The 23689-nt window shown below is 71.1% G+C and carries 29 protein-coding genes and 2 tRNA genes; 24 read left to right on the forward strand and 7 right to left on the reverse strand.

Going from position 1 to position 23689, the window contains the following annotated elements; all coding sequences use genetic code 11:
* Positions 1-2 precede the first annotated feature (2 nt).
* The 20 genes from K7G59_RS18115 (at position 3) to K7G59_RS18210 (ending at position 16740) form a co-directional block, all read left to right on the forward strand.
* Positions 3-554 (forward strand): NADH-quinone oxidoreductase subunit I, encoded by a 552-nt coding sequence (locus K7G59_RS18115; protein WP_225835440.1) that lies wholly within the window; start codon positions 3-5, stop codon positions 552-554.
* Positions 551-1228 (forward strand): NADH-quinone oxidoreductase subunit J, encoded by a 678-nt coding sequence (locus tag K7G59_RS18120; protein WP_225835441.1) that lies wholly within the window; start codon positions 551-553, stop codon positions 1226-1228. Before K7G59_RS18115 ends, K7G59_RS18120 begins: the two co-directional genes overlap by 4 nt.
* A gap of 1 nt (position 1229) precedes the next feature.
* Complete coding sequence (gene nuoK / locus K7G59_RS18125; RefSeq protein ID WP_225835442.1) at positions 1230-1613, forward strand: NADH-quinone oxidoreductase subunit NuoK; 384 nt, start codon at positions 1230-1232, stop codon at positions 1611-1613.
* Entirely contained in the window at positions 1610-3604 is a 1995-nt protein-coding gene (locus K7G59_RS18130) for an NADH-quinone oxidoreductase subunit L (RefSeq protein WP_225835444.1), read from the forward strand. The genes nuoK and K7G59_RS18130 overlap by 4 nt, the downstream gene beginning before the upstream one ends.
* A gap of 6 nt (positions 3605-3610) precedes the next feature.
* Positions 3611-5239 (forward strand): NADH-quinone oxidoreductase subunit M, encoded by a 1629-nt coding sequence (locus K7G59_RS18135; protein WP_225835445.1) that lies wholly within the window; start codon positions 3611-3613, stop codon positions 5237-5239.
* Positions 5236-6756, forward strand: coding sequence for an NADH-quinone oxidoreductase subunit N (locus K7G59_RS18140; protein ID WP_225835446.1), 1521 nt, complete (start codon positions 5236-5238; stop codon positions 6754-6756). The genes K7G59_RS18135 and K7G59_RS18140 overlap by 4 nt, the downstream gene beginning before the upstream one ends.
* A 190-nt stretch (positions 6757-6946) precedes the next feature.
* Entirely contained in the window at positions 6947-7810 is an 864-nt protein-coding gene (gene htpX / locus K7G59_RS18145; RefSeq protein ID WP_225835448.1) for a zinc metalloprotease HtpX, read from the forward strand.
* 117 nt (positions 7811-7927) lie between these two features.
* A complete protein-coding gene (locus K7G59_RS18150; protein ID WP_225835560.1) occupies positions 7928-8257 on the forward strand; it encodes a gas vesicle protein in 330 nt (109 codons plus the stop codon).
* A 59-nt stretch (positions 8258-8316) separates the two neighbouring features.
* Positions 8317-8772 carry a gas vesicle structural protein GvpA gene (locus K7G59_RS18155; protein WP_225835450.1) on the forward strand — a complete coding sequence of 152 codons (456 nt, stop codon included), beginning with the start codon at positions 8317-8319 and terminating at the stop codon, positions 8770-8772.
* A gap of 8 nt (positions 8773-8780) precedes the next feature.
* Positions 8781-9494, forward strand: a complete 714-nt coding sequence (locus K7G59_RS18160; protein WP_225835452.1) for a GvpL/GvpF family gas vesicle protein — start codon at positions 8781-8783, stop codon at positions 9492-9494.
* 40 nt (positions 9495-9534) lie between these two features.
* Positions 9535-9798, forward strand: a complete 264-nt coding sequence (locus tag K7G59_RS18165; RefSeq protein ID WP_225835454.1) for a gas vesicle protein GvpG — start codon at positions 9535-9537, stop codon at positions 9796-9798.
* 24 nt (positions 9799-9822) lie between these two features.
* Positions 9823-10278 carry a hypothetical protein gene (locus K7G59_RS18170; RefSeq protein ID WP_225835457.1) on the forward strand — a complete coding sequence of 152 codons (456 nt, stop codon included), beginning with the start codon at positions 9823-9825 and terminating at the stop codon, positions 10276-10278.
* On the forward strand, positions 10271-11371 hold the full coding sequence (locus tag K7G59_RS18175; RefSeq protein ID WP_225835459.1) for an SRPBCC family protein: 1101 nt from the start codon (positions 10271-10273) through the stop codon (positions 11369-11371). Before K7G59_RS18170 ends, K7G59_RS18175 begins: the two co-directional genes overlap by 8 nt.
* Positions 11372-11591: 220 nt before the next feature.
* Positions 11592-11966 carry a gas vesicle protein gene (locus K7G59_RS18180; protein ID WP_374114245.1) on the forward strand — a complete coding sequence of 125 codons (375 nt, stop codon included), beginning with the start codon at positions 11592-11594 and terminating at the stop codon, positions 11964-11966.
* A gap of 5 nt (positions 11967-11971) precedes the next feature.
* A complete protein-coding gene (locus tag K7G59_RS18185) occupies positions 11972-12787 on the forward strand; it encodes a GvpL/GvpF family gas vesicle protein (protein WP_225835462.1) in 816 nt (271 codons plus the stop codon).
* The gene (locus tag K7G59_RS18190; protein ID WP_225835463.1) at positions 12784-13047 is read left to right on the forward strand and encodes a gas vesicle protein; all 264 of its coding nucleotides are present in this window, start codon (positions 12784-12786) and stop codon (positions 13045-13047) included. The genes K7G59_RS18185 and K7G59_RS18190 overlap by 4 nt, the downstream gene beginning before the upstream one ends.
* Complete coding sequence (locus tag K7G59_RS18195; protein WP_225835465.1) at positions 13031-13435, forward strand: gas vesicle protein K; 405 nt, start codon at positions 13031-13033, stop codon at positions 13433-13435. Before K7G59_RS18190 ends, K7G59_RS18195 begins: the two co-directional genes overlap by 17 nt.
* A gap of 431 nt (positions 13436-13866) precedes the next feature.
* Positions 13867-14199 (forward strand): plasmid stabilization protein, encoded by a 333-nt coding sequence (locus K7G59_RS18200; RefSeq protein WP_225835467.1) that lies wholly within the window; start codon positions 13867-13869, stop codon positions 14197-14199.
* Positions 14200-14473: 274 nt separating this feature from the next.
* Positions 14474-15034, forward strand: a complete 561-nt coding sequence (locus tag K7G59_RS18205; protein ID WP_225835468.1) for a hemerythrin domain-containing protein — start codon at positions 14474-14476, stop codon at positions 15032-15034.
* A gap of 1193 nt (positions 15035-16227) precedes the next feature.
* On the forward strand, positions 16228-16740 hold the full coding sequence (locus tag K7G59_RS18210; protein WP_225835470.1) for a hypothetical protein: 513 nt from the start codon (positions 16228-16230) through the stop codon (positions 16738-16740).
* A gap of 103 nt (positions 16741-16843) precedes the next feature.
* Here the strand turns inward: K7G59_RS18210 and K7G59_RS18215 are convergent, their stop codons facing one another.
* The 3 genes from K7G59_RS18215 to K7G59_RS18225 form a co-directional block, all read right to left on the reverse strand.
* Positions 16844-17026 (reverse strand): CsbD family protein, encoded by a 183-nt coding sequence (locus tag K7G59_RS18215; RefSeq protein WP_374114246.1) that lies wholly within the window; start codon positions 17024-17026, stop codon positions 16844-16846.
* 66 nt (positions 17027-17092) lie between these two features.
* On the reverse strand, positions 17093-17494 hold the full coding sequence (locus K7G59_RS18220) for a YccF domain-containing protein (RefSeq protein WP_225835474.1): 402 nt from the start codon (positions 17492-17494) through the stop codon (positions 17093-17095).
* A 91-nt stretch (positions 17495-17585) separates the two neighbouring features.
* Positions 17586-18842: an APC family permease gene (locus K7G59_RS18225; RefSeq protein ID WP_225835476.1), complete on the reverse strand. Its 1257-nt coding sequence runs from the start codon at positions 18840-18842 to the stop codon at positions 17586-17588.
* A 230-nt stretch (positions 18843-19072) separates the two neighbouring features.
* On the opposite strand from K7G59_RS18225, the gene K7G59_RS18230 reads away from it, so the two are divergent.
* Entirely contained in the window at positions 19073-19339 is a 267-nt protein-coding gene (locus K7G59_RS18230; RefSeq protein ID WP_225835477.1) for a GlsB/YeaQ/YmgE family stress response membrane protein, read from the forward strand.
* Positions 19340-19463: 124 nt separating this feature from the next.
* Here the strand turns inward: K7G59_RS18230 and K7G59_RS18235 are convergent, their stop codons facing one another.
* Positions 19464-19952, reverse strand: a complete 489-nt coding sequence (locus K7G59_RS18235) for a YajQ family cyclic di-GMP-binding protein (RefSeq protein ID WP_225835479.1) — start codon at positions 19950-19952, stop codon at positions 19464-19466.
* Between the two features lie 226 nt (positions 19953-20178).
* On the opposite strand from K7G59_RS18235, the gene K7G59_RS18240 reads away from it, so the two are divergent.
* Positions 20179-20260, forward strand: a tRNA-Tyr gene (locus K7G59_RS18240).
* Positions 20261-20463: 203 nt separating this feature from the next.
* Here K7G59_RS18240 and K7G59_RS18245 read toward each other — a convergent pair.
* Positions 20464-20703: a hypothetical protein gene (locus K7G59_RS18245; RefSeq protein WP_225835482.1), complete on the reverse strand. Its 240-nt coding sequence runs from the start codon at positions 20701-20703 to the stop codon at positions 20464-20466.
* A 232-nt stretch (positions 20704-20935) separates the two neighbouring features.
* Here K7G59_RS18245 and K7G59_RS18250 point away from each other — a divergent pair, with 232 nt between their 5' ends.
* Positions 20936-21148 carry a hypothetical protein gene (locus tag K7G59_RS18250; RefSeq protein WP_225835485.1) on the forward strand — a complete coding sequence of 71 codons (213 nt, stop codon included), beginning with the start codon at positions 20936-20938 and terminating at the stop codon, positions 21146-21148.
* Between the two features lie 16 nt (positions 21149-21164).
* Here K7G59_RS18250 and K7G59_RS18255 read toward each other — a convergent pair whose 3' ends face one another.
* Both K7G59_RS18255 and K7G59_RS18260 read right to left on the reverse strand, forming a co-directional pair.
* Positions 21165-21821: an NAD(P)H-binding protein gene (locus tag K7G59_RS18255; protein ID WP_225835487.1), complete on the reverse strand. Its 657-nt coding sequence runs from the start codon at positions 21819-21821 to the stop codon at positions 21165-21167.
* Between the two features lie 145 nt (positions 21822-21966).
* Entirely contained in the window at positions 21967-23301 is a 1335-nt protein-coding gene (locus K7G59_RS18260) for an amidohydrolase family protein (RefSeq protein ID WP_225835489.1), read from the reverse strand.
* Between the two features lie 302 nt (positions 23302-23603).
* Here K7G59_RS18260 and K7G59_RS18265 point away from each other — a divergent pair.
* Positions 23604-23676, forward strand: a tRNA-Thr gene (locus K7G59_RS18265).
* The last annotated feature ends 13 nt before the right edge of the window (positions 23677-23689 follow it).

Here is a 23689-nt window from a genome sequence, read left to right on the forward strand (position 1 = left end):
CCATGGCCCCCATCCCCGGCTCCGGCCTGGCCAAGGGTCTGGCCGTCACCCTCCGCACGATGACGAGGAAGCACGTCACCGAGCAGTACCCGGACGCCCTGCCCGACCTGCCGCCCCGCACCCGGGGCGTGATCGGACTGTTCGAGGAGAACTGCACGGTCTGCATGCTCTGCGCCCGCGAGTGCCCGGACTGGTGCATCTACATCGACTCGCACAAGGAGACGGTGCCGCCCGCCGCCCCCGGTGGCCGTGAGCGCAGCCGTAATGTCCTCGACCGGTTCGCGATCGACTTCTCCTTGTGCATGTACTGCGGTATCTGCATCGAGGTCTGTCCTTTCGACGCGCTGTTCTGGTCGCCGGAGTTCGAGTACGCCGAGACCGACATCCGCGACCTCACCCATGAGCGCGACAAGCTCCGCGAGTGGATGTGGACCGTCCCTGCGCCGCCCGCCCTGGACCCCGGCGCGGAGGAGCCGAAGGAGGTCGCCGCTGCTCGCAAGACCGCCGAGAAACTGGCGGCCACGCGAGCCGAAACTCAGGAGGGGGAGTCGTGAGCCTCGCCGCAGCCGCTGTCGCGGCACACCCCACGACGACCGCCGCCGCGCACAGCCACGGCTTCCTGTCCCCGACCGGCGTCGAGATCGCCTTCCTGCTCGTCGGGCTGGCCACCTTCGGTGCCGCGCTGGTGACCGTGACCACGAAGCAGCTCGTGCACGCCGCCCTGTGGCTCGTCGTCGCCCTCGGCGGCCTCGCCGTCGAGTACCTGCTGCTCACGGCGGAGTTCATCGCCTGGGTGCAGGTCCTGATCTACGTAGGTTCCGTCGTCGTCCTCCTCCTGTTCGGTCTGATGCTCACCAAGGCCCCGATCGGGCGCTCCCCGGACGCCGACTCCGGCAACCGCTGGGCCGCCCTGACCGTCGCCGTGGCCGCCACAGGGGCCCTGGTGTGGGTCGTCGTGGACGCCTTCCGCACGACCTGGATCGACCTCGACGGCCCGGCCGCCGGCAGCACCCGCGTCACCGGCGAGAGCCTGTTCCGGACCTGGGTCCTGCCCTTCGAGGCCCTGTCCGTCCTGCTCCTCGCGGCACTGGTCGGCGCGATCGTCCTGTCCCGCAAGGCGAAGGCGGAGCAACCCCCTCGCGCTGACAACGCCCTGACTCCCACCGGGAGTTCCCCGTCCGCCTCGGTCACCCGAAAGAGTTCGTCCGCGCAGGAAGGCGCCCGCTGAGATGCACCTCGCCTATCCCGCAGTCCTCTCCGCGCTCCTGTTCGGCACCGGCCTGTACGGCGTCCTCGCCCGGCGCAACGCGATCCTGGTCCTGATGTCGGTCGAGCTGATGCTCAACGCCGTCAACCTCAACCTGGTCGCCTTCGACGTCTGGCTCAGCCGGGCCGCCGTGGAGACCCTGCACTCCGGCCAGGCGCTGACCCTGTTCACCATCGCCATCGCCGCCGCCGAGATCGGCATCGGCCTGGCGATCGTCCTCGCCGTCCACCGCAACCGCGGCACCTCCGACATCGACAAGCTCCGCGACAGCGCCGAGGGCCACGAGGACGAAGGCCCCGACGACGGCGACACCTCCGCGGCCGAGAAGGCTGAGGCCAACGCGTGACCACGACCACCCTGGCCCTCCTCGTCCCCCTTCTGCCGTTCCTGGGCGCCACGGCCGGCCTGCTGCTCGGCCGCACCGCTCCCGCGTTCGTCCGCCCGCTCGCCGTGCTGCCGGCCTGCACCGCGCTGGTCCTTGCCGCGCTGGTCGCCGCACGCCAGGGCGGCGGGCAGGCCGTCGACGCCCACACGGAGCTGACGCCCACCGGATCGATCCCGGTCGAGCTGGCCCTGCACATCGACGGCTTCGCCGCGCTCGTCGCCGTCCTGGTCGCCTTCGTCGCGACCTGCGTGCAGATCTACTCGACGGGCTACCTGCGTGAGGACCCGCGCTACCCCTCCTACGCCGCGCTCGTCTCCCTGTTCACCTCCGCGATGCTCCTGGTCGTCTACTCCGGCGACCTGATCGTGCTGCTGGTCGGCTGGGAGGTCATGGGCATCTGCTCCTACTTCCTGGTCGGCCACTACTGGGAGACCCCCGAGGCCCGTGCCGCCTCGCTGAAGGCCTTCCTGGTCACCAAGCTCGGCGACGTGCCGTTCCTGATCGGCCTGTTCGCCCTCGGCACCGATGCCGGATCGTTCCGCATCACGCGCGTCCTCGGCGCCGTCGCGAGCGGCGGCCTGCACCACCCGACCCTGATCGCCCTGCTGCTGCTCGCGGGCGTGGCGGGCAAGTCGGCGCAGTTCCCGCTGCACACCTGGCTCCCGGACGCGATGGCGGGCCCGACGCCCGTCTCGGCGCTGATCCACGCCGCGACGATGGTCGCCGCCGGTGTCTACTTCGTCGCCCGTCTCCTCCCGGTCTTCGAGGCCTCCTCGGCCGCGATGGTGGTCATGGCCGTCATGGCCGCCGTCACGATGACCGGCTCGGCGCTCGCCGCGCTGGCCCAGGACGACATCAAGCGCGTCCTCGCCTACTCGACGATCGGCCAGCTCGGCTACATGACAGGCGCCCTCGCCGTCGGCGACCGCGGTGCCGCCGTCTTCCACCTCCTCTCGCACGGCGCCTTCAAGGCGCTGCTGTTCCTCGCGGCCGGCGTGATCATCCACGCCGCCGGCACCAACTCGCTGGCCGCCATGTCCCGCATGCACGGCCTGCGCGACCGGATCCCGGACGCCTACTGGACGATGACCGTGGCGCTCCTCGCGCTCGCCGCGATCCCGCCCTTCAGCGGCTTCTTCTCCAAGGAGTCCGTCCTCGGCGCCGCCGAGCGCACGGCCACCGGCCCCACCGGGCACGCCCCCGGCGGCGCGGGCTGGATCGTCCTCGTCGCCGGTCTCCTCACCGCGTTTCTCACCGCCGCGTACGCCACCCGGCTGTGGCTGCTCGCCTTCCGCGGCCGGGGCGCCGAGGCCCCCGACCACGGAAAGCAGCCGCTGACGATGACCGTGGTGCTGTGGGTCCTGGCCGTCCCGTCCCTCGCCTTCGGCGGGCTCGCCTACCGTGTGCTGCCCGACTGGTTCGACGGCCGCGACCTGACCCCGACCCTGCTCACCTCCGTCCTGGGCACGGGCCTGGCCGCGGTGGGCGGGCTGCTCACCTACGGCATCTGGCAGCGCGCCACCGCGTTCGCCGCCCGCGTCCCTCTGGGTGCCGTCGCCGCCCACCCCGAGGGCGACGCCGGGCTGGTCGAGGCCGAGGCCATCGCCAGCCACGGACCCGCCTACGGCGACCTGGCCTCCGCCCCCGACCCGGCGGACCCCGGACGGCTGCTGCTCGGCCCGCTGTACCGGCACGCGGTCGTCGGCTTCCACCTGGACGCCGTGTACTCGGCACTCTTCGTCCGTCCGGTCCAGGCGGGGGCGAGCCTCGTCCGGTTCCTCGACCGCGAGGTCGTCGACACCTACGTCCACGGCGCAGCCGCGCTACCCCGGCTGCTCGGGGCCGCCGTACGGCGCGCCCAGACCGGCAATGTGCAGACCTACGTGAGCGCGCTGCTCGCCGGCACCGTCGTCCTGGCGGTCGTCGTCGTCCTCGTCGCCACGGGAGCGTGAGCAGGCGTGATCGATATCAGCGAGTCCGTGATGCAGTTTCTTCTGGCGTTCGTCGTAGTCGGCCCGCTCCTCGGAGCCGTCGCCGCCCTCCTGCCCGCCCCGCCCGGACTGAAGGGGAAGTCACCCGAGCAGGCCGTGCTGCGCCACGGCGTGACCGTGACCGGCGCGGTCCTCGTCGCCGCGGTCGTCCTCGCGCTCGGCTTCGACCACGGCCACCCGTCGAGGATGCAGGCCACGACCGACATCAGCTGGATCCCCGCACTCGACGTGCGGATCCACCTCGGCATCGACGGCATCTCCCTGCCCCTTCTGGTCCTGACCGCGCTGCTGACCTTCCTGTGCGCGCTGTACTCCTACTTCAAGATGCCGTCGGGTCCGTCCCCGAAGGCGTTCGTCGCGCTGCTGCTCGTGCTGGAGTCCGGCACCCTCGCCACCTTCGCCGTCCTCGACCTGCTGCTGTTCTTCCTCGCGTTCGAGATGGTGCTCGTCCCGATGTACTTCCTCATCGCCCGCTGGGGCGGCGAGGGCCGCACCCGGGCCGCGTGGAAGTTCATCCTCTTCACGCTGCTCGGCTCCGTCGTCATGCTGCTCGGCCTGCTCCTGATCGGGATCAAGGCGGGCACGTTCGACATGGTGGCACTCGCCACTGACAACGGCCGGTCGCTGACCACATCCGTGCAGGTCATCGCCGTATTGGCGATCGGGCTCGGGCTCGCGGTCAAGACACCGATGTGGCCGCTGCACAGCTGGCTGCCGGAGGCCCACACCGCCGCGCCGACCGTTGGTTCGGTCCTGCTGGCCGGCGTCCTGCTGAAGATGGGCACGTACGGGTTCGTGCGCATCCTGCTGCCGGTGGCGCCCCACGGCTTCCACATCTTCGCCCCGTATCTCGCCGCGTTCGCCGTCGTCGGCATCATCTACGGATCCCTGGCCTGCCTGGCCCTGGCCAGGCAGGGTGCGAAGGGTGACCTCAAGCGCCTGATCGCCTACTCCTCCGTGGGCCACATGGGTTTCGTGCTGCTCGGTATCGCCACCATGACCCCGACCGGCGTCAACGGCGCCCTGTTCGCCAACATCGCCCACGGCCTCATCACCGGCCTGCTGTTCTTCCTCGTCGGTGCCCTCAAGGACCGCACCGGCAGCACGGAGCTCGACACCCTCTCCCTCGCGTCGCCCGACCACCACCCCTCGACGAGCGGCTCCGCCGCACCGGATCAGGTCCAAACCGGCGCCGCCCTCTACGCCAAGGCCCCGCGCCTGGGCGGGCTGCTCGCCTTCGGCGCCGTCGCCTCGCTCGGACTGCCCGGCCTCGCCGGGTTCTGGGGCGAGATGCTGGCCCTGTTCGGCGCGTTCGAACCCGCTGCCGGCCTCAGCCGGCCCGCGTTCCTCACCTTCATGGCGATCGGCGCGTTCGGCACCCTGCTGACGGCCGCGTACATGCTGGTCGTGGTCCGCCGGGTCTGCATGGGCGCCCTGCCGGAGCAGACCCCGCGGCTCGCAGATGTGTACGGGTACGAGTTCGCCGCCTGGACCCCGCTCGTCGCCCTCACCGTCGTCGCCGGACTGTGGCCGAGGGCGCTGCTCGGCCTGACCGACCCGGCCGTGCACCAGCTCCTCGCAGGAGGCACCCGATGAGCGCCCTGGCCCAGCCCCTGGCCGCGTCGCTGGTCCAGTCCGTCGACTGGCTCGCCGTCGCCCCGCCCGCCACGGCGGCCGTCGTGGCCCTGGTCGTCCTCGTCGCCGACCTGTTCGTGCCCGAGGCCAAGAAGGCCGTCCTCGGCTGGATCTCCGTCGCCGCACTGGCCGTCGCGGCTCTCCTGCTGCTGCCGATCCGGGACGGCGACCGCAGCACCTTCTGCGTGAACGGCACGCACGCGTGCAGTTACACGGCGGACCGGTTCGCCCTCGTGATCCAGTTCCTGGTGCTCGCCGGTGCCCTGCTGGCCGCCCTGCTGTCGATGACGACCCTGACGGACGAGCAGCGGCGGATCCCGGCGGGCGAGTACTGGTTCCTGCTGCTCTCCTCCGCGGCCGGCGCCGCCCTGCTGCCCGCCTCCCGCGACCTGGCCACCCTGATCGTCGCCCTGGAGGTCGCCTCCCTGCCCGCCTTCGCCCTCGTCGGCATCCGGCACGGCGACAAGCGCTCCTCCGAAGCGGCTCTGAAGTTCTTCCTGTCCTCGGTCACCGCCACCGCGGTGAGCCTGATGGGGGTGAGCTTCGTCTACGCCTCCACGGGCACCCTGTACCTCACCCAGGTCGCCCAGCGCCTCCCGCACGTCGACGGGCAGCTTCACACCCTCGCCCAGACCGGTGTCGTCCTCACCCTCATCGGCTTCGCCTTCAAGACGGCCGCCGTCCCGTTCCACTTCTGGGTGCCCGACACCTATGTGGGCGCACCGCTGCCGATCGCCGCCTACCTGTCGGTCGTCGGCAAGGCGGTCGGCTTCTCCGGCCTGATCCTCGTCACCGTCGTCGCGTTCCCGTCGTACGCGGACGTCTGGGGGCCCGCGCTCGCCGCCCTGGCCGCCCTCACCATGACCGTCGGCAACGTCGGCGCCCTGCGCCAGCAGGCCACGCGCGCGTACAGCGCCGTACGGCTGCTCGCGTGGTCGTCCGTCGGCCAGGCCGGCTACCTCCTGGTGCCGATCGCCGCCGCCGGGTACGCCAAGGACGCCCAGAAGGCGATCGGCTCCACCGTCGCGTACGCCCTCATGTACGCCGCCGTGAACCTCGGAGCCTTCGCGGTGGCCGCCCTGGTGGGCCGTACGAAGTCGCTGAACCGGGTGAGCGACTACCGCGGCCTGTACGCCACGAACCCGCTGGCCGCCCTGCTCCTGGCCTTCTTCCTGCTGTGCCTGGCCGGGCTGCCGCCGGGTGTCATCGGCCTGTTCGCCAAGGTCACCGTGTTCGCGTCCGCCGTGGACGCCGGGCTCGGGTGGCTCGCCGTCGTCATGGCTGTGAACGTGGTCATCGCTCTCTTCTACTACCTCCAGTGGACGGCCCTGCTCTTCCGCGCTCCCGAGGGCGAGCCCGCCCGGCACCGCCTCCCGGCCCCGCTCACCGCTGCGCTCGCCGTCACCGGCGTCCTCGGCGTGGCCCTGTCCGGAGCGCCCCAGCTGGTGCTGCGCTTCACGGCGACCGGCCTGTTCTGAGCACCCGGGGCGTCTGAGCACCCGGGCGTCTGAGCACCCGGGCCTCGCCCCTGCGGAGCACGTCACCCGTACGGCCGAGGCCCGGTGCCGCAGGTGCCGGGGAACTCGCGGCCGTCGCATGGCGTTGACCAGATCGGGAGGGTCCACTGGACCAAAGGGTTCCTCTGCCGCACCACTTGGAGGGCGTACCGTGCACCGCCGGCACAACGGGCTCAGGACGGCAGTACTCCTCGGGGTGCTGTCCGCGCTCATCATCGTCATCGGCAGCTTCTTCGGGCGCACCGGGCTGGTCGTCGCCGTGTTCATCGCCCTCGGCACGAACGCGTACGCGTACTGGAACAGCGACAAACTGGCCCTGCGTGCGATGCGTGCCCGCCCGGTGAGTGAGTTCGAGGCCCCGGCGCTCTACCGGATGGTGCGTGAGCTGTCCACACAGGCCCGACAGCCCATGCCCCGCCTGTACATCTCCCCCACAGAGGCGCCCAACGCCTTCGCCACCGGCCGCAACCCGCGCAACGCCGCCGTGTGCTGCACCGAGGGCATCCTGCGCCTGCTGGACGAGCGCGAGCTGCGCGGTGTCATCGGCCACGAGCTGAGCCATGTCTACAACAGAGACATCCTGATCTCCTCGGTGGCGGGCGCCCTCGCCTCGGTGATCATGTTCCTGGTCAACTTCGCCTGGCTGATCCCCGTCGGCCGCTCCGACGACGACGAGGGCCCCGGTCTGCTCGGCCTGCTGCTGATCATGATTCTGGGGCCGATCGCCGCCACCCTCATCCAGCTGGCGATCAGCCGCTCCCGGGAGTTCCAGGCGGACGCCTCTGGCGCCCAGCTCACCGGCGACCCGCTCGCCCTCGCGAGCGCCCTGCGCAAGCTGGAGATCGGCACCCAGCAGCTGCCGCTGCCCCCCGAGCCCCGGATCGAGACCGCGAGCCACATGATGATCGCGAATCCTTTCCGCCCGGGTCAGGGACTGACCAGGATGTTTTCCACGCATCCGCCGATGGCGGACCGCATCACCCGGCTGGAGCAGATGGCGGGCCGTAACCGCTGAAGTCCTGCTGACTCGTCGTGGTTCGACCTCGCTCCGCTGGGAACCCGGTGTCAGGCAGGCGACCGGTGCCCCAGAGGCAGCAGGGTCGATGGTTGACAGAGAGCTAGAAGGTGACTGATCACGAACGACCGTGAGCCGAACCAGGAACGCACTCCGTCGCGCGAAGAATCCGCCCCGGAGCGGGTGTCGGCAGCTGATGCCATGCGAAGGGCCATCCAGCAGCTCGGAGAGTTGCTGGGCCGGGCTCCGGACTCGGTCTCGGCACTGAAGCCGACCGAGCAGGGCTGGGAGGCCCAGGTCGAGGTCCTGGAGCTGGAGCGCGTGCCGCAGACGAGCAGCGTGATGGCCGGCTACCGGGTCGTCATGGATCCGGCGGGCACTCTGATGGCGTACGAGCGTGTGCGTCGTTACACCCGTGCGCAGGTCGAAACAGAGGGCCGACGTTAGAGAGGTCCTGCACAGGGCACTCACTGGGCGGCTATCCCCTTCGTTCGAAGGAAAGAGCAGTGACTGTTGTACCGCAGGGCGGCGGTGGCGTTGCCGGGCCGGCCCGAGGATCGGGAACCCTGTACGACGTAGTGGAACTGGTCCTCGACCGAGGTCTGGTCATAGACGTGTTCGCACGGGTGTCCCTCGTGGGCATCGAGATCATCAAGGTCGACGCACGCGTGGTCGTGGCCAGCGTCGACACCTATCTGCGCTTCGCCGAGGCCGCCAACCGGCTGGATCTGGAGTCGGGCCGCAAGGCCCCCGCTCAGCTCACGGACGTCGTTCAGGGCATCACCGAGAGCGGCGCCCAGGGCAAGAGCAAAGGGGCGCTGACCGGCGCGGTCGAGGCGCTCACCGAGTCCTTCCAGAAGGGCCGAAGCGACGCGGGCGAGCGCAGTTCCCGCCGTGAGCGGGAGCACGAGCACATCGAACGCGGCTCGAGCCGGCGTACCTCGAAGGAACGTGAGGAGTGAGCTAGCCGATGTCCGTGTACGTGTACGCGATCACCAGGGAATCGCATCCGCTGGACGTGGACGGCCTCAAAGGGGTGGGCGAATCCCCCTCCGAGCTGCGTGTCGTGCGCGGGGACTCCTTGTGCGCCGTGGTCAGCGAGGCCCCGGACGACCTCGCGGTCAAGCGCCGGGACCTGCAGGCGCACTTCGACGTGCTGGACCACCTGTGGGGCGACGGCACGGTCCTCCCGCTGAGCTTCGGGTTCGTCGCCCAGGACGACGACGCCGTACGCACGGTCCTGGAGTCGCGCGCGCAGGAGTTCTCCCAGCGCCTGGAGGAACTCACCGGGCGGGCGGAGTTCAACGTCAAGGGCGTGCAGGAGGAGGACATGGCGCTGCGCGCCATCCTCGAGACGTCCGAGCAGGCCCGCGCGCTGAACGATGCGATTCGCGGCGGCGGAGGGACGTACGAGGACAAGCTGGCGCTGGGCCAGCTCATCGCCCAGGAACTGCCGGCCCGGCAGGAGGCCCTTGCCGCCGAGGTGCTGGACGCCCTGCGTCCGCTCGCGTTGTCCGAGAAGCTGGCGCAACCGTCCAAGCAGTACTTCGTGAACGTGTCCTTCCTGGTGGACGGCGAACGGTCCGAAGAGTTCGCCCGCACCGTCCAGGAAGTCGAGCAGCGATGCGGAGACGGTGTCGAACTGCGGCTGCGGGGGCCGTTGCCGCCGTACAGCTTCACCTGAAGTCCTGCCGTTGCCGGTCCACACAGCACGAGGAGGCGGTATGGGACTGGTCACCCAGATCCTGGCTCTGCCGGCCGCCCCGGTGCGGGGCATCTGGTGGGTGCTCGACAAGGTCGTCCAGGTCGCCGAGGACGAGTACTACGATCCCGCGCCCATTCAGGAAGAACTCGTGACCCTGGAGCGTGCCCGGGCGGAGGGCAGCCTCGACGAGGAGGAGTTCGAACAGCGCGAGGACCAGTTGTTGCAGCGCCTGGAGGAGATCAGGGCCTATCAGCTGCGCAAGGCCGGGCAGGGAGGACCGTGAGGGGGGAAGGAAGAAGCCGGAACCATGAACAACGCCAAGATCGGTGCGGCCGTCGTCGGGGGATACATGCTGGGCCGCACGAAGAAGGCCAGGCTCGCCCTGGGTCTGGGCGCGCTGCTGGCGGGGTCGCGGATGAGGCCCGGACAACTCGTGAAGTCCGTACAGGACTCGCCCTTCCTCAACACCATCACTGAGCAGGTGCGCACCGAGCTGTCGGACGCGGGCAAGGCCGCGGCGACTTCTGTGCTGACGGCGAAGGCCGACAGCCTGGCCGCCGCCATCCATGAACGCACCGCGGGGCTGTACGAGAAGGGGCATGCCGACGGTGAGCGGGACCGGGACGACGACCCGGAGGCCCGCCAGGAGGAAGAGGACGAAGAGGCCGAGGACGAGGGCCGCCAGGAAGAGGACCGCGAGGCCGACGAGCACCGGAGCCGGAGCGGCGAAGCACATGCGAGGAGGCGGCCGAACGATGGCTGAGGGCAAGACGTCGGAACGCGGCTCGGGCGGTCCGGGGACCCTTGCCAAGGTCCGTGAGGAGGCCCTGCACAGCCCTAGTGCGAACCGGCTGAAGGAAGAGGTCGAGAAGTACCTGGAGGCCCGGCTCGAGCTGATGCTGCGGGGCGTGGGTCACCGGCTCGGTGAGGGGGCACGCAAGCTGGGCGAGACGCACATCGGTCCCCGGGCGCTGACCACCGCCGCGGCCAAGGGCGGCAAGCAGTTCCTCAAGCACGCGCCCTCGGGCGTGCTGACGTCGACCGCGTCACACGCCAAGGACGCGCTGCTGGACAAGGCCAAGGACATCACGGAGAAGCGGCACGAGAGGGCTCCTGAGAGCGCGGGCGTGGGCAGGGGCCTGACCATCATCGAGGACATCGACGTGGGCGTGCCGGTCCGCGAGGCCTACAGGCAGTGGACGGAGTTCACGGAGTTCGAACCGTTCGCCAACGGCGTCAGCGCCGAGCAGGAGGACGACATCACCACCCACTGGGAAGTCAAGATCGCCAAGGCGGGACGTCATTGGCGGGGCGTGATCACGGAGCAGGTGCCCGACGAACGGATCGCCTGGACGACCGAGGGGGACAAGGCGACCACCAAGGGCGTCGTCACCTTCCATCCCCTCGGGGAGAACCTCACCAAGGTGCTGCTGGTCCTGGAGTACTTCCCCAAGGGCGTCGCCGAGAGGGTCGGCGGCCTCGTACGGGCCCAGGGCCGTCGCGCGCGGCTGGACCTGAAGCTCTTCCGCACGTTTGTGATGACACGCGGGGAGACCCCCGACGACCAGGGGGTGCGTGGCTCCGAGGAGGTCGAGGCGGAGGAGCGGCAGGAGCAGGCGAGAGGTGTGAAAGAGGAGGGCGAGGAGCCAGACGAAGAGGGCCGGGACGAGGACCGGGCCGAGGACGAGGACGAGGACGACGAGGCCGAGGACGAGCAGGAGGGAGGCGGGGAAGAGGACAAGGCAGAGGACAAGGCAGAGGACAAGGCAGAGGAACAGGACGAGGAACAGGACGAGGAACAGGACGAGGAACAGGACGAGGACGAGGAGGAAGGCGGAGAACCCGAAGGCCGCTAGGACGAGGCGGACCGAGAAGCCGCCGAGGGTCGCCGCCCTCGCGGACAGGGTCCGACCACCGGAGTGCGCGAGCCGCCCGGTGCCCGTGTCGTCGGCGCCGCGGACCAGGGAAACGAGGTAAGACGCCGTGTCCGAGTACCAGCCCGCCCCCAGGTCGTCACGCCCTCTCTCCCCGTACAGTCAGGGGTCCAGCACGAACCTGGCCGACATCCTCGAGCGCGTGCTCGACAAGGGAATCGTCATTGTCGGGGACATCAAGATCAACCTCCTCGACATTGAGCTGCTCACCATCAAACTGCGGCTCCTCGTGGCGTCCGTCGACAAGGCCAAGGAGATCGGTATCGACTGGTGGGAGAACGACCCCGCCCTGTCCTCCCGCGCCGACCGCCGACACGACCTCCGGGAGCAGAACGAGCGGCTGCGCGCCGAGATCGAGACGCTGCGCAGACAGCTCGGCGAGCCGGAGCTGACCGAAAGCAGATCCGGCGGCCGTCGCCGGTCCCATGACGCCGGTGACCACGAGCACCGGCGCACGACCAGCGCCGAGCCACCCCGCAAACGCCGCAAAGTCGAGGACGACGAGGACCGGAGCTGAGAACGGTGGACGAGCAGCTGTGCTACGCCTACGCCGTGGTGAGGTCGTCCGCCGAACCGGAACGGACGGCCCTCGCCGGCGTCCGAGGGGTTGCGGGCGCCCCTGTCACCCTGGTCCGCTCGGGTCCGGTGGCCGCAGCGGTCAGTCCGGTGCCCCTGGACGAGTTCTCGGAGGAGGCACTGAGGTCCGGCCTGGAGGACGTGCGGTGGCTGGAGGCCACGGCACGCGCACACCACCTGGTCATCGAGACGCTGGCCGCGCACACCACCGTCCTGCCGCTACGGCTGGCCACCGTGTATCTGGACGAGCACCGGGTCCGCGACATGCTGCGCGAGGGGGAGACAGCCTTCACCGCACAGCTGGACCGGCTCGCCGATCACATCGAATGGGGTGTGAAGGTGTACGCCGAAGAGCCGCCCGCGTCCGAGCCCGCCACGGCGGAAGCCGGTGGGCCGACCGGCGAGGTGAACCCCGGACGCGCCTACCTGCGGGGCCGCAGGCGCCAGCGGCAGGAGCGCGAGGACGCGTGGCGGCTCGCCGAGGAGGCAGTCCGGCGCACGGAGGAGGAGGCCCGTGGGCTGGCGGTCGAACGGGCCCGGCACCGGCCGCAAGAGGGTGCTCTGGCCCAGGTGCCCGGCGCGAACGTCTCCAACGACGCCTATCTGGTCCCGCGACGCCTGGCCGAGGAGTTCCGCAGCCGGATGCTGCATGCCGCGGACGGCCTCGAGGGGATCCGTGTGGAGGTCACCGGCCCCTGGGCCCCGTACTCCTTCACCGCCCCGCTCGCCCCCGACGCGCACGAGGAGGCCGGGCAGCGGTGAGCGAACACGGCGCGTACGACGACGGCCCGGTCCGTCAGCCGCAGGTGGCCCTGATCGACCTCCTGGACCGGCTGCTCAACGGCGGGGTGGTGCTCACCGGAGATGTCGTTCTGTCCATCGCCGACATCGATCTCGTGCGGATCTCGCTGCGAGCCGTGGTGGTCGCCATCCGCGAGCAGCTGGACGACCAATGGACGACGCTCCTTCCGGCGCGGGCAGCGCTCACCGGACACGGCGGTCACGGTGACGAGCCCCGCTGACCGCCCGAGCGCCGACCGGTTGCGAGAAGTGGCCGAGGCCGCGAACCGGGCGTTCTCGCTGCTGCCCGCCCGCCCAGGGGAGATCTCCCCCTCGCTGACCGGCCGGGACTCGAGCGCCGCACGCCGGCTGCGGTTCGAGCCGGACACGGTGGAGCGGGACCTCGTCAAGCTCGTGCTGACCATCGTCGAGCTGCTGCGCCAGCTGATGGAGCGGCAGGCCCTCCACCGTGTCGACGAGGGCGACCTCACCGAGGAGCAGGAGGAACGTCTGGGGCTGACCCTGATGCTCCTGCACGACCGGATGGCCGAACTGTGCGACCGCTACGGCCTCACCCTGGCCGATCTCAACCTCGACCTCGGACCGCTGGGCACGCTGCTGCCGCCATGACGGCGGATCAGCTTCCGTGACGACACCTACGTTCGTCGAGGCAGGGCGACGGACAGAGGGACCTCGGTAACGGTCGGCCGTCCGGTCGACGGGTGCCGGCCGCATGCGTCGGGTGGTTTCGACGGGGAACTCGGTGCTCCACACACAACCGACAGGAACGGTACGGACGGGGTGTCCGCAATGTCCAATCCACAGCAACCTGAGCGGCGGCGCAGCCAGAAGGGCGGCGCCACACCGCAGGACAGCGCCGAGCTGAAGGCACGGCAGGCGCAGGAGCGCAGCGCCGAGCCCAAGTCACGGCGGAGTCGGAAGGGCGGAGGAAAAGGCGGCGGCGTGCCGCCGGAGCAGCAGCCAGACCATCCGTGAGGCCGGATTGATCGCGTCGGACCACCATGACGTGGGACCTCCGTGCTCAGGAAAGGGGAGACACGATGCCGGCCGGATCGAGCCCCAAGCGAGAACGTCAGTACGAGCACATCAAGGAGAGCGCACAGGACCGGGGCGAGTCGCCCAAGCGGGCCAAGGAGATCGCCGCGCGGACCGTGAACAAGGAACGCGCCCGCTCCGGCGAGTCCAGGACCGCCAGCCGCAGCTCGACCCAGGACAAGTCGTCCGGACAGCGCGGTGGCCAGCGGTCCGGCAAGGGTTCCCAGGGCCCTACGTATGACCAGCTGTACAACGAGGCCCGGGAGCGCGGCATCAAGGGCCGTTCGGACATGAACAAGGCGCAGCTGCAGCGCGCGCTGAACGCGAAGAAGAGCTGAGCCTTCCGGCTCGACCCGGCGCCGCATCGGGGTGCCCTGCACGGCGCTCTGCGGGCCGCCGCTCCCGCTCGCCTCGGAGTCCTCCGAGCCGCGCACGGACAGGAGGTGCGTTCCAGACAGGAGGTGCATCCAGACCAGAGGTGCATCCCGGCGGTGCGTCCGAGCGGGTGAGCTGCGGGCTTGCGGTCGTGCAGGGGCTGTCCGGGGTGGAATCACTGACCGCTGGGCGGGAGACGAGCCGGCCCGGAAATGCCAGACGAGAGGCGGATGCGTGATGGGACATGGCGGAAACGTGTTGCAGGAGCTGATGACGGACCATCGGGAGGTCGAGGAGTTCTTCGGCCGGATCCAGACCATGACGGGTGGCGGGCAGGAGCTGCGTGATCTCGTGGACGAGGTCACCATCGAGCTGGTCCGTCACTCGGTCGCCGAGGAGGAGTACCTGTACCCGGCGGTGCGCGAGCACGTCGAGGGCGGTGACGCCCTCGCGGACAAGGAGATCGCGGACCACAGCCGGGTCGAGAAGCTGCTCAAGCAGCTGGAGGGGATGAAACCCGACGACCGCCAGATGATGCCGCTGCTGCAGCAGCTCATGGACGAGGTGACCGCCCACGTGCAGGACGAGGAGGACAACCTCTTCCCCATGCTGCGCCAGGCCTGCTCCGCCGAGGCGCTGGACGACCTGGGGGACAAGGTCCGCCGGGCCAAGGCCATGGCCCCGACCCGCCCGCACCCCGCGGCTCCCTCGACCCCGCCCATGAACAAGCTGCTCGCGCCGGGAGCGGGGCTGGTGGACCGGGCCCGCGATTTCGTCACCGGCCGCGGCAGGTCCTGACCCGGAGCCGGCTCCGGGACCGGGACCGGGCAGCACATGGGCTGTCCGAGCTGTCCGCCCCTCGGGGCCGGCCCCCGCGTGCTCTGTCTGCCCCCGCGGCGCCCCGCGCTGCGCTGCTGCCCCCGTCGGGGCGGCACCCGCGTTCCCCGGCTGCTGTGGCCTGACCGGGACGAGAAAACGGATGCCGTGGCCCGCAGGCACGCACGCCGCGTTGCGCGCGCAGTGGTGCGTGGAGGCGGAGGCTGCACCCGGCCGCTGTGACGTGGACGCTCTGGACCCGCGCTGCGCTGCTGTCCCCGTCGGGCCGGCTCCCGCGTTCCGACGGCTGCTGCGGGCTGACCAGACGCAGAAAACGGATGCCGTGGCCCGCAGGCACGCACGCCGCGTTCCGCGCGCAGTGGTGCGTGGAGGCGGAGGCTGCACCCGGCCGCTGTGACGTGGACGCTCTGGACCCGCGCTGCGCTGCTGCCCCCGTCGGGCCGGCTCCCGCGTTCCGACGGCTGCTGCGGGCCGGACCAGGACGCAGAAAACGGATGCCGTGGCCCGCAAGCACGCACGCCGCGTCCCACGCGCAGTGGTGCGTGGAGGCGGAGGCTGCACCCGGCCGCTGTGACGTGGACGCTCTGAACCCGCGCTGCGCTGCTGCCCCCGTCGGGGCCGGCTCCCGCGTTCCCCGGCTGCTGTGGCCTGACCGGGACGCAGAAAACGGATGCCGTGGCCCGCAGGCACGCACGCCGCGTTCCGCGCGCAGTGGTGCGTGGAGGCGGAGGCTGCACCCGGCCGCTGTGACGTGGACGCTCTGGACCCGCGCTGCGCTGCTGCCCCCGTCGGGGCCGGCTCCCGCGTTCCGACGGGGGCTGTGGACCTGATCGGGACGCAGAAAATGGATGCCGTGACCCGGGTGCAGGGACGGACGCCGCGTCCCGGAGGCAGTGACGTGGAGGCGGAGGCTGGACCCGGCCGCTGTGACGTGGACCGTCTGACCCGGCCCCAGCGACCTGGACCCTCTGGCCTGGCCACTGTGACGCAGACGACGTAGACCCCGTGACCCGCGCTGTGACGCGGACCATTCCCTCTTCCAGACTCCGCTGCCTACGCTGGTGCGTCACGAGCGGGGCAGCGCGGCTCCGTGAAACAGCTCGCGGGACCGATCACACGGACACAGGCGAGCAGCTGCCGAGGGACGAACCGCCGTGTCCGACGACCTGACACCTGTCATAGCCGCTTCCACCCGCTGGCTCCTGGCCGCCTATCCGGCCCCGACAGGCGCGCTCAGCCGGGCGCTGGCCGAGGCCCAGGCCCGACAGGCCGCCACTCTCGCCGCCACCCTGCGCTATCCCACCAGCCTGGACGTGCAGCTGCTTCATCTGCTGGCGCCGAGCGGATCCGACCGCTTGGACTGGCTCACCGGATGCGATCCGCAGCCGGAGGACCTGGCCTGGCGGACATGGGTCGACGAAACCGTCGTCAGCTGGGCCGCCTGTCTCCTGGCCGACCCCGACCTGGCCGCGCGCGCTCGCCAGGCCCTGACGGCAACCGAGCACCACACGGAGGTCGGCGGGGTGCAGCGGCTGACCGAGCCCAGCGGCCGGGACACCGAAGCCGCCGCGCTGCTGCGGCATCCGGACCTGCTGGAAGGCGTCGCCGGCCTGCACCGGCCCCAGCTCATGGAACTGCTGAACGTCGACGGCGTCGGACTGCGGTGATGCCGCCGGCGCCGGTGGCGCGAACCGACGGCACCTTCGCGCAAGGAGCGGCGGGGACCCCCTTCGGTGAACGGGAACGGGAACCCCGCCGGGTGCCTCACTGTCAGTCCTTGAAGGCGTCCTTCGCCTTCTCCTTCGCCTGACGGACATCGCCCTTGGCCTTGCGGGCCTTGCCCTTGAGCGCGGCCCCCTGGTCGTCGACCGCCTGGCCGGCCCTCTCCTTGGCCTTGCCCGTGGCCTGCTCCGTCTTCGCCCTGGCCTTCTGCTCCTTCGCCACTGTGCTCACCCCTTGTCACCTGCGCGCGAGTGTCACCACACGGTGTGATCCTCGGCGGCGTCCCCAAACATGGCATCAGCGCCCGGCGAATCCCTGGTCCGTCGGCACGACCTCACGGCCGAGCGGCATGAGCGAGATCGGAATGAGCTTGAGATTCGCCCAGCCGAAGGGGATACCGACGATCGACAGGAAGAGCGGGATGCTCGTGATCAGGTGCGCCAGAGCCAGCCACCACCCCGCGAAGATCACCCAGATCACGTTGCCGACGAACGATCCCGCCCCAGCGTCCGGCCGGTCCACGGTGGTCCGGCCGAACGGCCACAGGACGAAGCCGGCGATGCGCAGCGACGCGATGCCGAACGGGATGGTGACGATCAGGATGAAGCAGACCAGTGCAGCGATCAGATAGCCGAGAGCCATCCACAGGCCGCAGAAGACGAGCCACAGGATGTTGAGCAGCAGGTTGAACACCTTCATGATCGGCACCTCTCCAGGTCGGTCCGCCGGCACTGCCTGCTGAGACAAGTATCGACCGGCCACGCGCCCAGGTGAACTCGTGGCCGTGAGATCACCGGCGGGCCGGACGGGCCGCCCACCAGCGTCGTGCACCGTACGCGGCCACCCCGGCCGCCAGCACCCCCGCCCCGACGACCACCGAGGCCGCCGGCAGCGCGAACGCCAGCGTGGCGCAGCCCACCAGCCCCACCAGCGGCACCGCCCGCGACAGCGGAGCCGGGCTGAGCGTCCACGCCGAGGCATTGGCCACGGCGTAGTAGGCCAGCACACCGAAGGAGGAGAAGCCGATGGCACCCCGCACGTCCACCACCGCGGCCAGCACGGCGACCACCGCGCCCACCGTCAGCTCCGCCCGGTGCGGGACCTGGAACCGCGGATGCACGGCGGCCAGTGCGCCGGGCAGATGGCCGTCCCGGGCCATGGCGAGGGTCGTCCGGGACACGCCGAGGATCAGCGCGAGCAGCGAGCCGAGCGCCGCCACCGCCGCTCCCACCCGCACCACCGGCACCAGTCCCGGCACCCCCGCCGCGCGCACCGCGTCGGCCAGCGGCGCCGTCGTGTGTCCGAGCCGGTCCGCGCCGAGAACGGCGAGGGCGGCGACGGCCACGGACGCGTAGACCACCAGGGTGATTCCGAGGGCGAGGGGGATCGCACGCGGAATGGTGCGTTCCGGATCCCGCACCTCCTCGCCGAGCGTCGCGATCCGCGCGTACCCGGCGAACGCGAAGAACAGCAGACCGGCCGCCTGGAGCACCCCGCCCGCACCCGACGACAGCCCGACGTCCAGCCGACCGGCGGCGGCCTGCCCGGAGCCGAGGCACACGGCCACCACGGAAGCGAGGACAGCCAGCACCACGGCCACGATCCCCCGGGTCAGCCACGCCGACTTCTGGATACCGCCGTAGTTCACGGCGGTCAGGGCCACCACGGCCGCGACCGCCACCGCGTGCGCCTGCTCCGGCCATACGTACGCGCCCACGGTGAGCGCCATCGCCGCGCAGGAGGCGGTCTTGCCGACCACGAACGCCCAGCCGGCGAGATAGCCCCAGAAGGCGCCCAGCCGCTCCCGCCCGTACACGTACGTCCCGCCCGAAGCCGGATAGCGTGCGGCGAGCCGCGCCGAGGACGTGGCATTGCAGTAGGCCACCAAGGCCGCGACGGTGAGACCGGGCAGCAGCCCGGACCCGGCGGCGCGCGCGGCGGGCCCCAGGGCGGAGAAGACGCCGGCCCCGATCATCGAGCCGAGGCCGATGATCACAGCGTCACGCACGCCGAGAGTGCGTCGCAGAGCGGTGCCGGGACGTGTCATGCACCGAACCCTACTGAGCACCCCCCGGGACCGGCAGGGAGCCGGCTGAACCGCGGCCTGGAAGGGAGGCGCCGGGGGCGGCGGTGACCGGGGCCGCCGCAATCAGATGGTGGACCCGTGACGTCCTCTTCACCGACGAGGCACGAACACGTGCGGGAGGGACATCAGGTCCTCACCGAATCCTCAGCGGCGGACGGCGTGCTCACGGCGCGGCAGGGCAGGGGCATGGCATGAGCATCATCGGCTGGATCGTCCTCGGACTCGCGGCCGGAGTCGTCGCCAAGCTGCTCCTGCCGGGCCGCGACCCGGGAGGCTTCATCGGCACGACCCTCATCGGTATCGCGGGCGCGTTCACCGGCGGCTGGATCTCGGCGCGCTGGCTGGACCATCCCATCAGCAAGCACTTCTTCGACGGCGCCACCTGGGCCGCAGCCATCGGCGGCTCACTCGTCCTGCTGGTCGTCCACCGCATCCTGTTCGGCACCACCCGCGACTGATCGATGCCTCGACGACACCTGCGCGACGACTGCACGACGACCGAAGGAACGGACACCACCGGGTGCCCGCCCTTCGTATCTGTGCGGCACGTTCCGTACGCGGTGTCCGCGGCGTACGTGCGTCCTACCGGTAGTTCACGAACTGCAGCGCGAAGTCGAAGTCCTTGCCCTTCAGCAGGGCGATGACGGTCTGCAGGTCGTCGCGGCTCTTGGAGGAGACCCGCAGCTCGTCACCCTGGACCTGGGCCTTCACACCCTTCGGGCCCTCGTCGCGGATGATCTTCGCCACCTTCTTCGCGTTCTCCTGGGAGATGCCCTCCTGGATCGACGCGAAGATCTTGTACTCCTTGCCGGAGAGCTGGGGCTCGCCCGCGTCCAGCGCCTTCAGCGAGATACCGCGCTTGATCAGCTTGGACTGGAAGACGTCGAGGACGGCCTTCACCCGGTCCTCGGAGTTCGCCTCCATGAGGATCTTGTCCCCGGACCACGCGATCGAGGCACCCACGCCCTTGAAGTCGTAGCGCTGCGAGATCTCCTTGGCGGCCTGGTTGAGGGCGTTGTCGACCTCCTGCCGCTCGACCTTCGAGACGATGTCGAAACTGGAGTCGGCCATGTCCTGTGGCTCCTTGTATCAGGGTGCGTATCGGGTGCGGGCGGGCGTGCAAGGCGGCTGCCGCCGAGCCAGGCATCAGGCCGGACCGCATCCGCACCAGCCTAGCCATCCCACGACCCCGGGGGCGCAGATCAATCGGGTGGCGAAGCACCCCTCCGCATCGGGTATTGTTTACGTCGTTGCCAGGGAGCACCGCCGAAAAGCGGTTCGAACGGCAGCAAAACCCGGCGGTGTGCCCGAGCGGCCAAAGGGAGCAGACTGTAAATCTGCCGGCTCAGCCTTCCCAGGTTCGAATCCTGGCGCCGCCACACGGGAGAAGACCCCCTCCGATCAGCCATTACGGCAGGTCGGAGGGGGTTTCTTCGTTCTTGGCGGCCGTTCGATCCGGCGCCGGACTCACTGAAGGTGTCTCAGCCCGTCCCGCCCGGACTCCCCTCTGATCAACCGGTCCCGCCCGGACCCCCTCTGATCAGCGCGTGTCCCCCCACACGCCCCTCGTGGGAACGAACCCTCACTCGGGCTCGTGCCACTCGCGCAGCGCGGCATCGATCCGGCTGTCGGCCCGTTCGCGGGTCTGATCCAAGACCTTGGCGTACATCCTGTGCGGGAGCGCGACGCTGTGGCCGGCACGGCGGGCACACTCCATCGAGCCGACTCCTGAGCCGAGCCAGAAGGACCCCCCGGCGTGGCGAAGATCATACGGACGGCGAGAAGGCATGGAGACCGCCTCCACCTCGGTCAGTGCGTTCATGGAACTGCGCGTTCATGGAACTGCGCGTTCATGGAACTGCGCGTTCATGGAACTGCGGGGCGGCGAAGGACGAGGTCTTCGGCATCCTCCGGACACGCGCCCCGCACCTGCTGCCCCGGGCGCCCTCCAGCGAGCCGAGGGCCTTCTCGGGTGCCGCCTGCGAACTGTGCACACCGCGGATCGCAGGGGCATCTTCGTGTCGGCCGAGTCCGAGGCCGGGCAGACTGACGGCATGTCCTCCCGTCGCAGAGCCTGTCCGGTGTGCCGCCGTGAGATCGCCGTCGTCGCGGGGCGCTTCGCCCGGCACGATCCTCCACGGGCACGGGAGAGCGGGGAACTCGTCTCCTGCCCGGGGTCGCGGCGGCAGGCGCAACCAGGGCCCGTCCAGCCGTCGTTGGACGGCTACACCGTGCCGGACTTCCCCGGGCAGCTGCCGCTCTTCTGACGCCGACTTCGGGCTCTCAGTTCCCCGCGATCGACTTCACGGCGACCGACACCGGCGTCGAGCCGCTGATCAGCTCCAGCGTCAGACCCGCCGTCGCCGGCGTGTCCACCAGCTCCGCCAGTACGGCCGCCACGTCGTCCCGCGGGACCGTGCCGTGCCCGGTGTGGGCCTCGAGGCGCACCTGGCCGGTGCCCGCGTCGTCCGTCAGCGACCCGGGCCGCAGGATCGTCCAGTCCAGGCCCTCCTGGCGGGCGACGTGGGCGTCGGCCTCGCCCTTGGCGCGCAGGTACACGTCGAAGACCTCGTCGCCCTTGTGCGCGGGATCCGCGCCCATCGAGGAGACCACCAGGAAGCGGCGTACGCGCGCGCGGACGGCCGCGTCCGCGAAGAGCACCGCGGCGGCCCTGTCCACGGTCTCCTTGCGGGCCGCACCGCTGCCCGGGCCCGCGCCGGCCGCGAAGACCGCCGCGTCGGCGCCCTGCAGGTGGGCGGCGACCCCCTCCACCGTGGCGGACTCCAGGTCGAGCAGCACCGGTTCGGCGCCGGCCGCTCGCAGATCGTCACCCTGTTCGGGCTTTCGGATGATCCCTGCGACCTCGTCCCCGCGCGCGGAGAGCAGCCGTTCCAGGCGCAGTGCGATCTGACCATGACCACCAGCGATGACGATGCGCATGTCTTTGACCGTACGCCCGAATAGCCGCATCCGCCGCATGAGTTCCGGCCGCACGCCGAGAGTGCGTGTGTCGTTTCCGGGGCGTGCGCCCGGCGAGGGTCGCGACCGCGCACCACCCTGCGTGCCATCCGTGGGCCCACGCCCGTTACGACAGCTCCCCGCGCCCCTGCCGCGGCAGGGGCGGCTCTGCTGTCGCCGCCGAGTTGCAGTACTGGCGGACCGCGCTGGTGCGGGCCACCACGCGGCCCTGGTGCACCACGACGCGGCTGTAGGCGAGGGACAGGGCGCCCGCCAGGTGCTCGCCGCGTACGGCCAGGAGTTCGGCGGGGAAGCCCGCCTCCACGCGCACCTCGGGCAGGCCCAGCGCCGCGCGGGCCGAGGCGCTCACCGCGCTGTAGGCGTCCTCCGGGCGCAGGACGTGGCCGGAGGCGAGGAGGTAGGCCGACTCCAGGGGGTCGCCGCGGCCGACGGGGTTCGAGACGTCCCGCAGGGCGCCGCTGCCGGCCGCCACCCGCACCCCGGCCGCGCGCAGCAGCCGTACCGGGGGCGTACCGCGGCGGTCTGCGGCGCCGCAGCCGCCCTGGGGCAGGCAGACCACCGTCACACCGGCGGCTGCCAGCTGGTCCGCCAGCCGGGCCGCTGCCTCGGCGGGCAGGCGCGCGAGACCGGCGCACGGGCCGATCGTCACGCCGGGGCGCAGGCCCCCCGCCATTGCCGCGAGCCGGGACAACCGGGCCGGGTCGGTGGCGTCCGTGTGCAGGTCCACCGGACACCCGTGCTCGGAGGCCACCTCCAGGACCGCCTCCACATAGCCCGTGGGGTCCGGGTCGAGGTCCGGGCAGCCACCCACCACCGAGGCGCCCATCTTCACCGCGTCCCGCAGCATGGCGAGCCCGTCGGCCCCCGCCGCCCCGGTCAGCAGGCGCGGCATCGCCACCGTGGTCAGTTCCGTGAGCCCGCGCAGCGAGCGCCGGGCCCGCAGGACCGCGCCGAGCGCACCGAGGCCCTGGACGCCGCCCACGCGCACGTGCGCGCGTACCGCCGTAGCCCCGTGCCCGAGCTGGACCAGGGCCGCCTCCGTGGTCCGGCGCTCGACATCCTCCGGGGCGTACGACACCGGCCCCGGGCGGTCCGCGGTCAGCGCGGTGTCGCCGTGGGCGTGCGGTTCCGCCGGGGCCGGCAGGAGCAGATAGCCGCTCAGGTCGACGCGCGCGGCGCCCGCCCGGGCATGACCCGGCGCGGGACCAGGCCCGTTACCGGGCGCGGGACCGGGCCCGTGACTGTGCCCAGGGCCCGGCGCCAGGCTGCCGGCCGTGCCGACGGCCTCGATACGCCCGCCGCCCAGCCGTACGTCCACCGTCCGGCCGTCCGTGAGCCGCGCGCCGCACAGCAGGAGGGTGGCCGGGTCGGGCTGTCCCGAGGACCCCGATGACCCCGGGGGGTCGGAGGGCGGGTGCGGGTGCGGCTGGCTGTCGGGCATCGCGCTCCAGGGGTCGGGGCCGCGGGCTCGGGGCCGGGGCTCGGGGCGGGCCGGGCGTGAGAGGTCGAGGCGGTGAGGTGCCCAAGATCACGCAGAGCGACTCGAGCCTAGGGTGGCGAGCCGTGCGCGGCGCGCAGGAGCGCAATAGTCGTACCGGTGTGGTCCGCCCTGGGGGGTACGCCAGTCGCCCGCGCGCGTGGCTCGCTCGGCTCCTCCTGACACCGCCAGGTGGCACCGCCTTACGGGTGCCGGGATACGGATTTGGGTGAACGGCGGCGGACCGTGTAATGTCTTCATCGCTCGCCCCAATAGCTCAGTCGGCAGAGCGTCTCCATGGTAAGGAGAAGGTCAACGGTTCGATTCCGTTTTGGGGCTCTGGTGTGAGAGG

This window comes from Streptomyces sp. NK08204 (assembly GCF_020400585.1).
Taxonomy (GTDB): Bacteria; Actinomycetota; Actinomycetes; order Streptomycetales; family Streptomycetaceae; genus Streptomyces.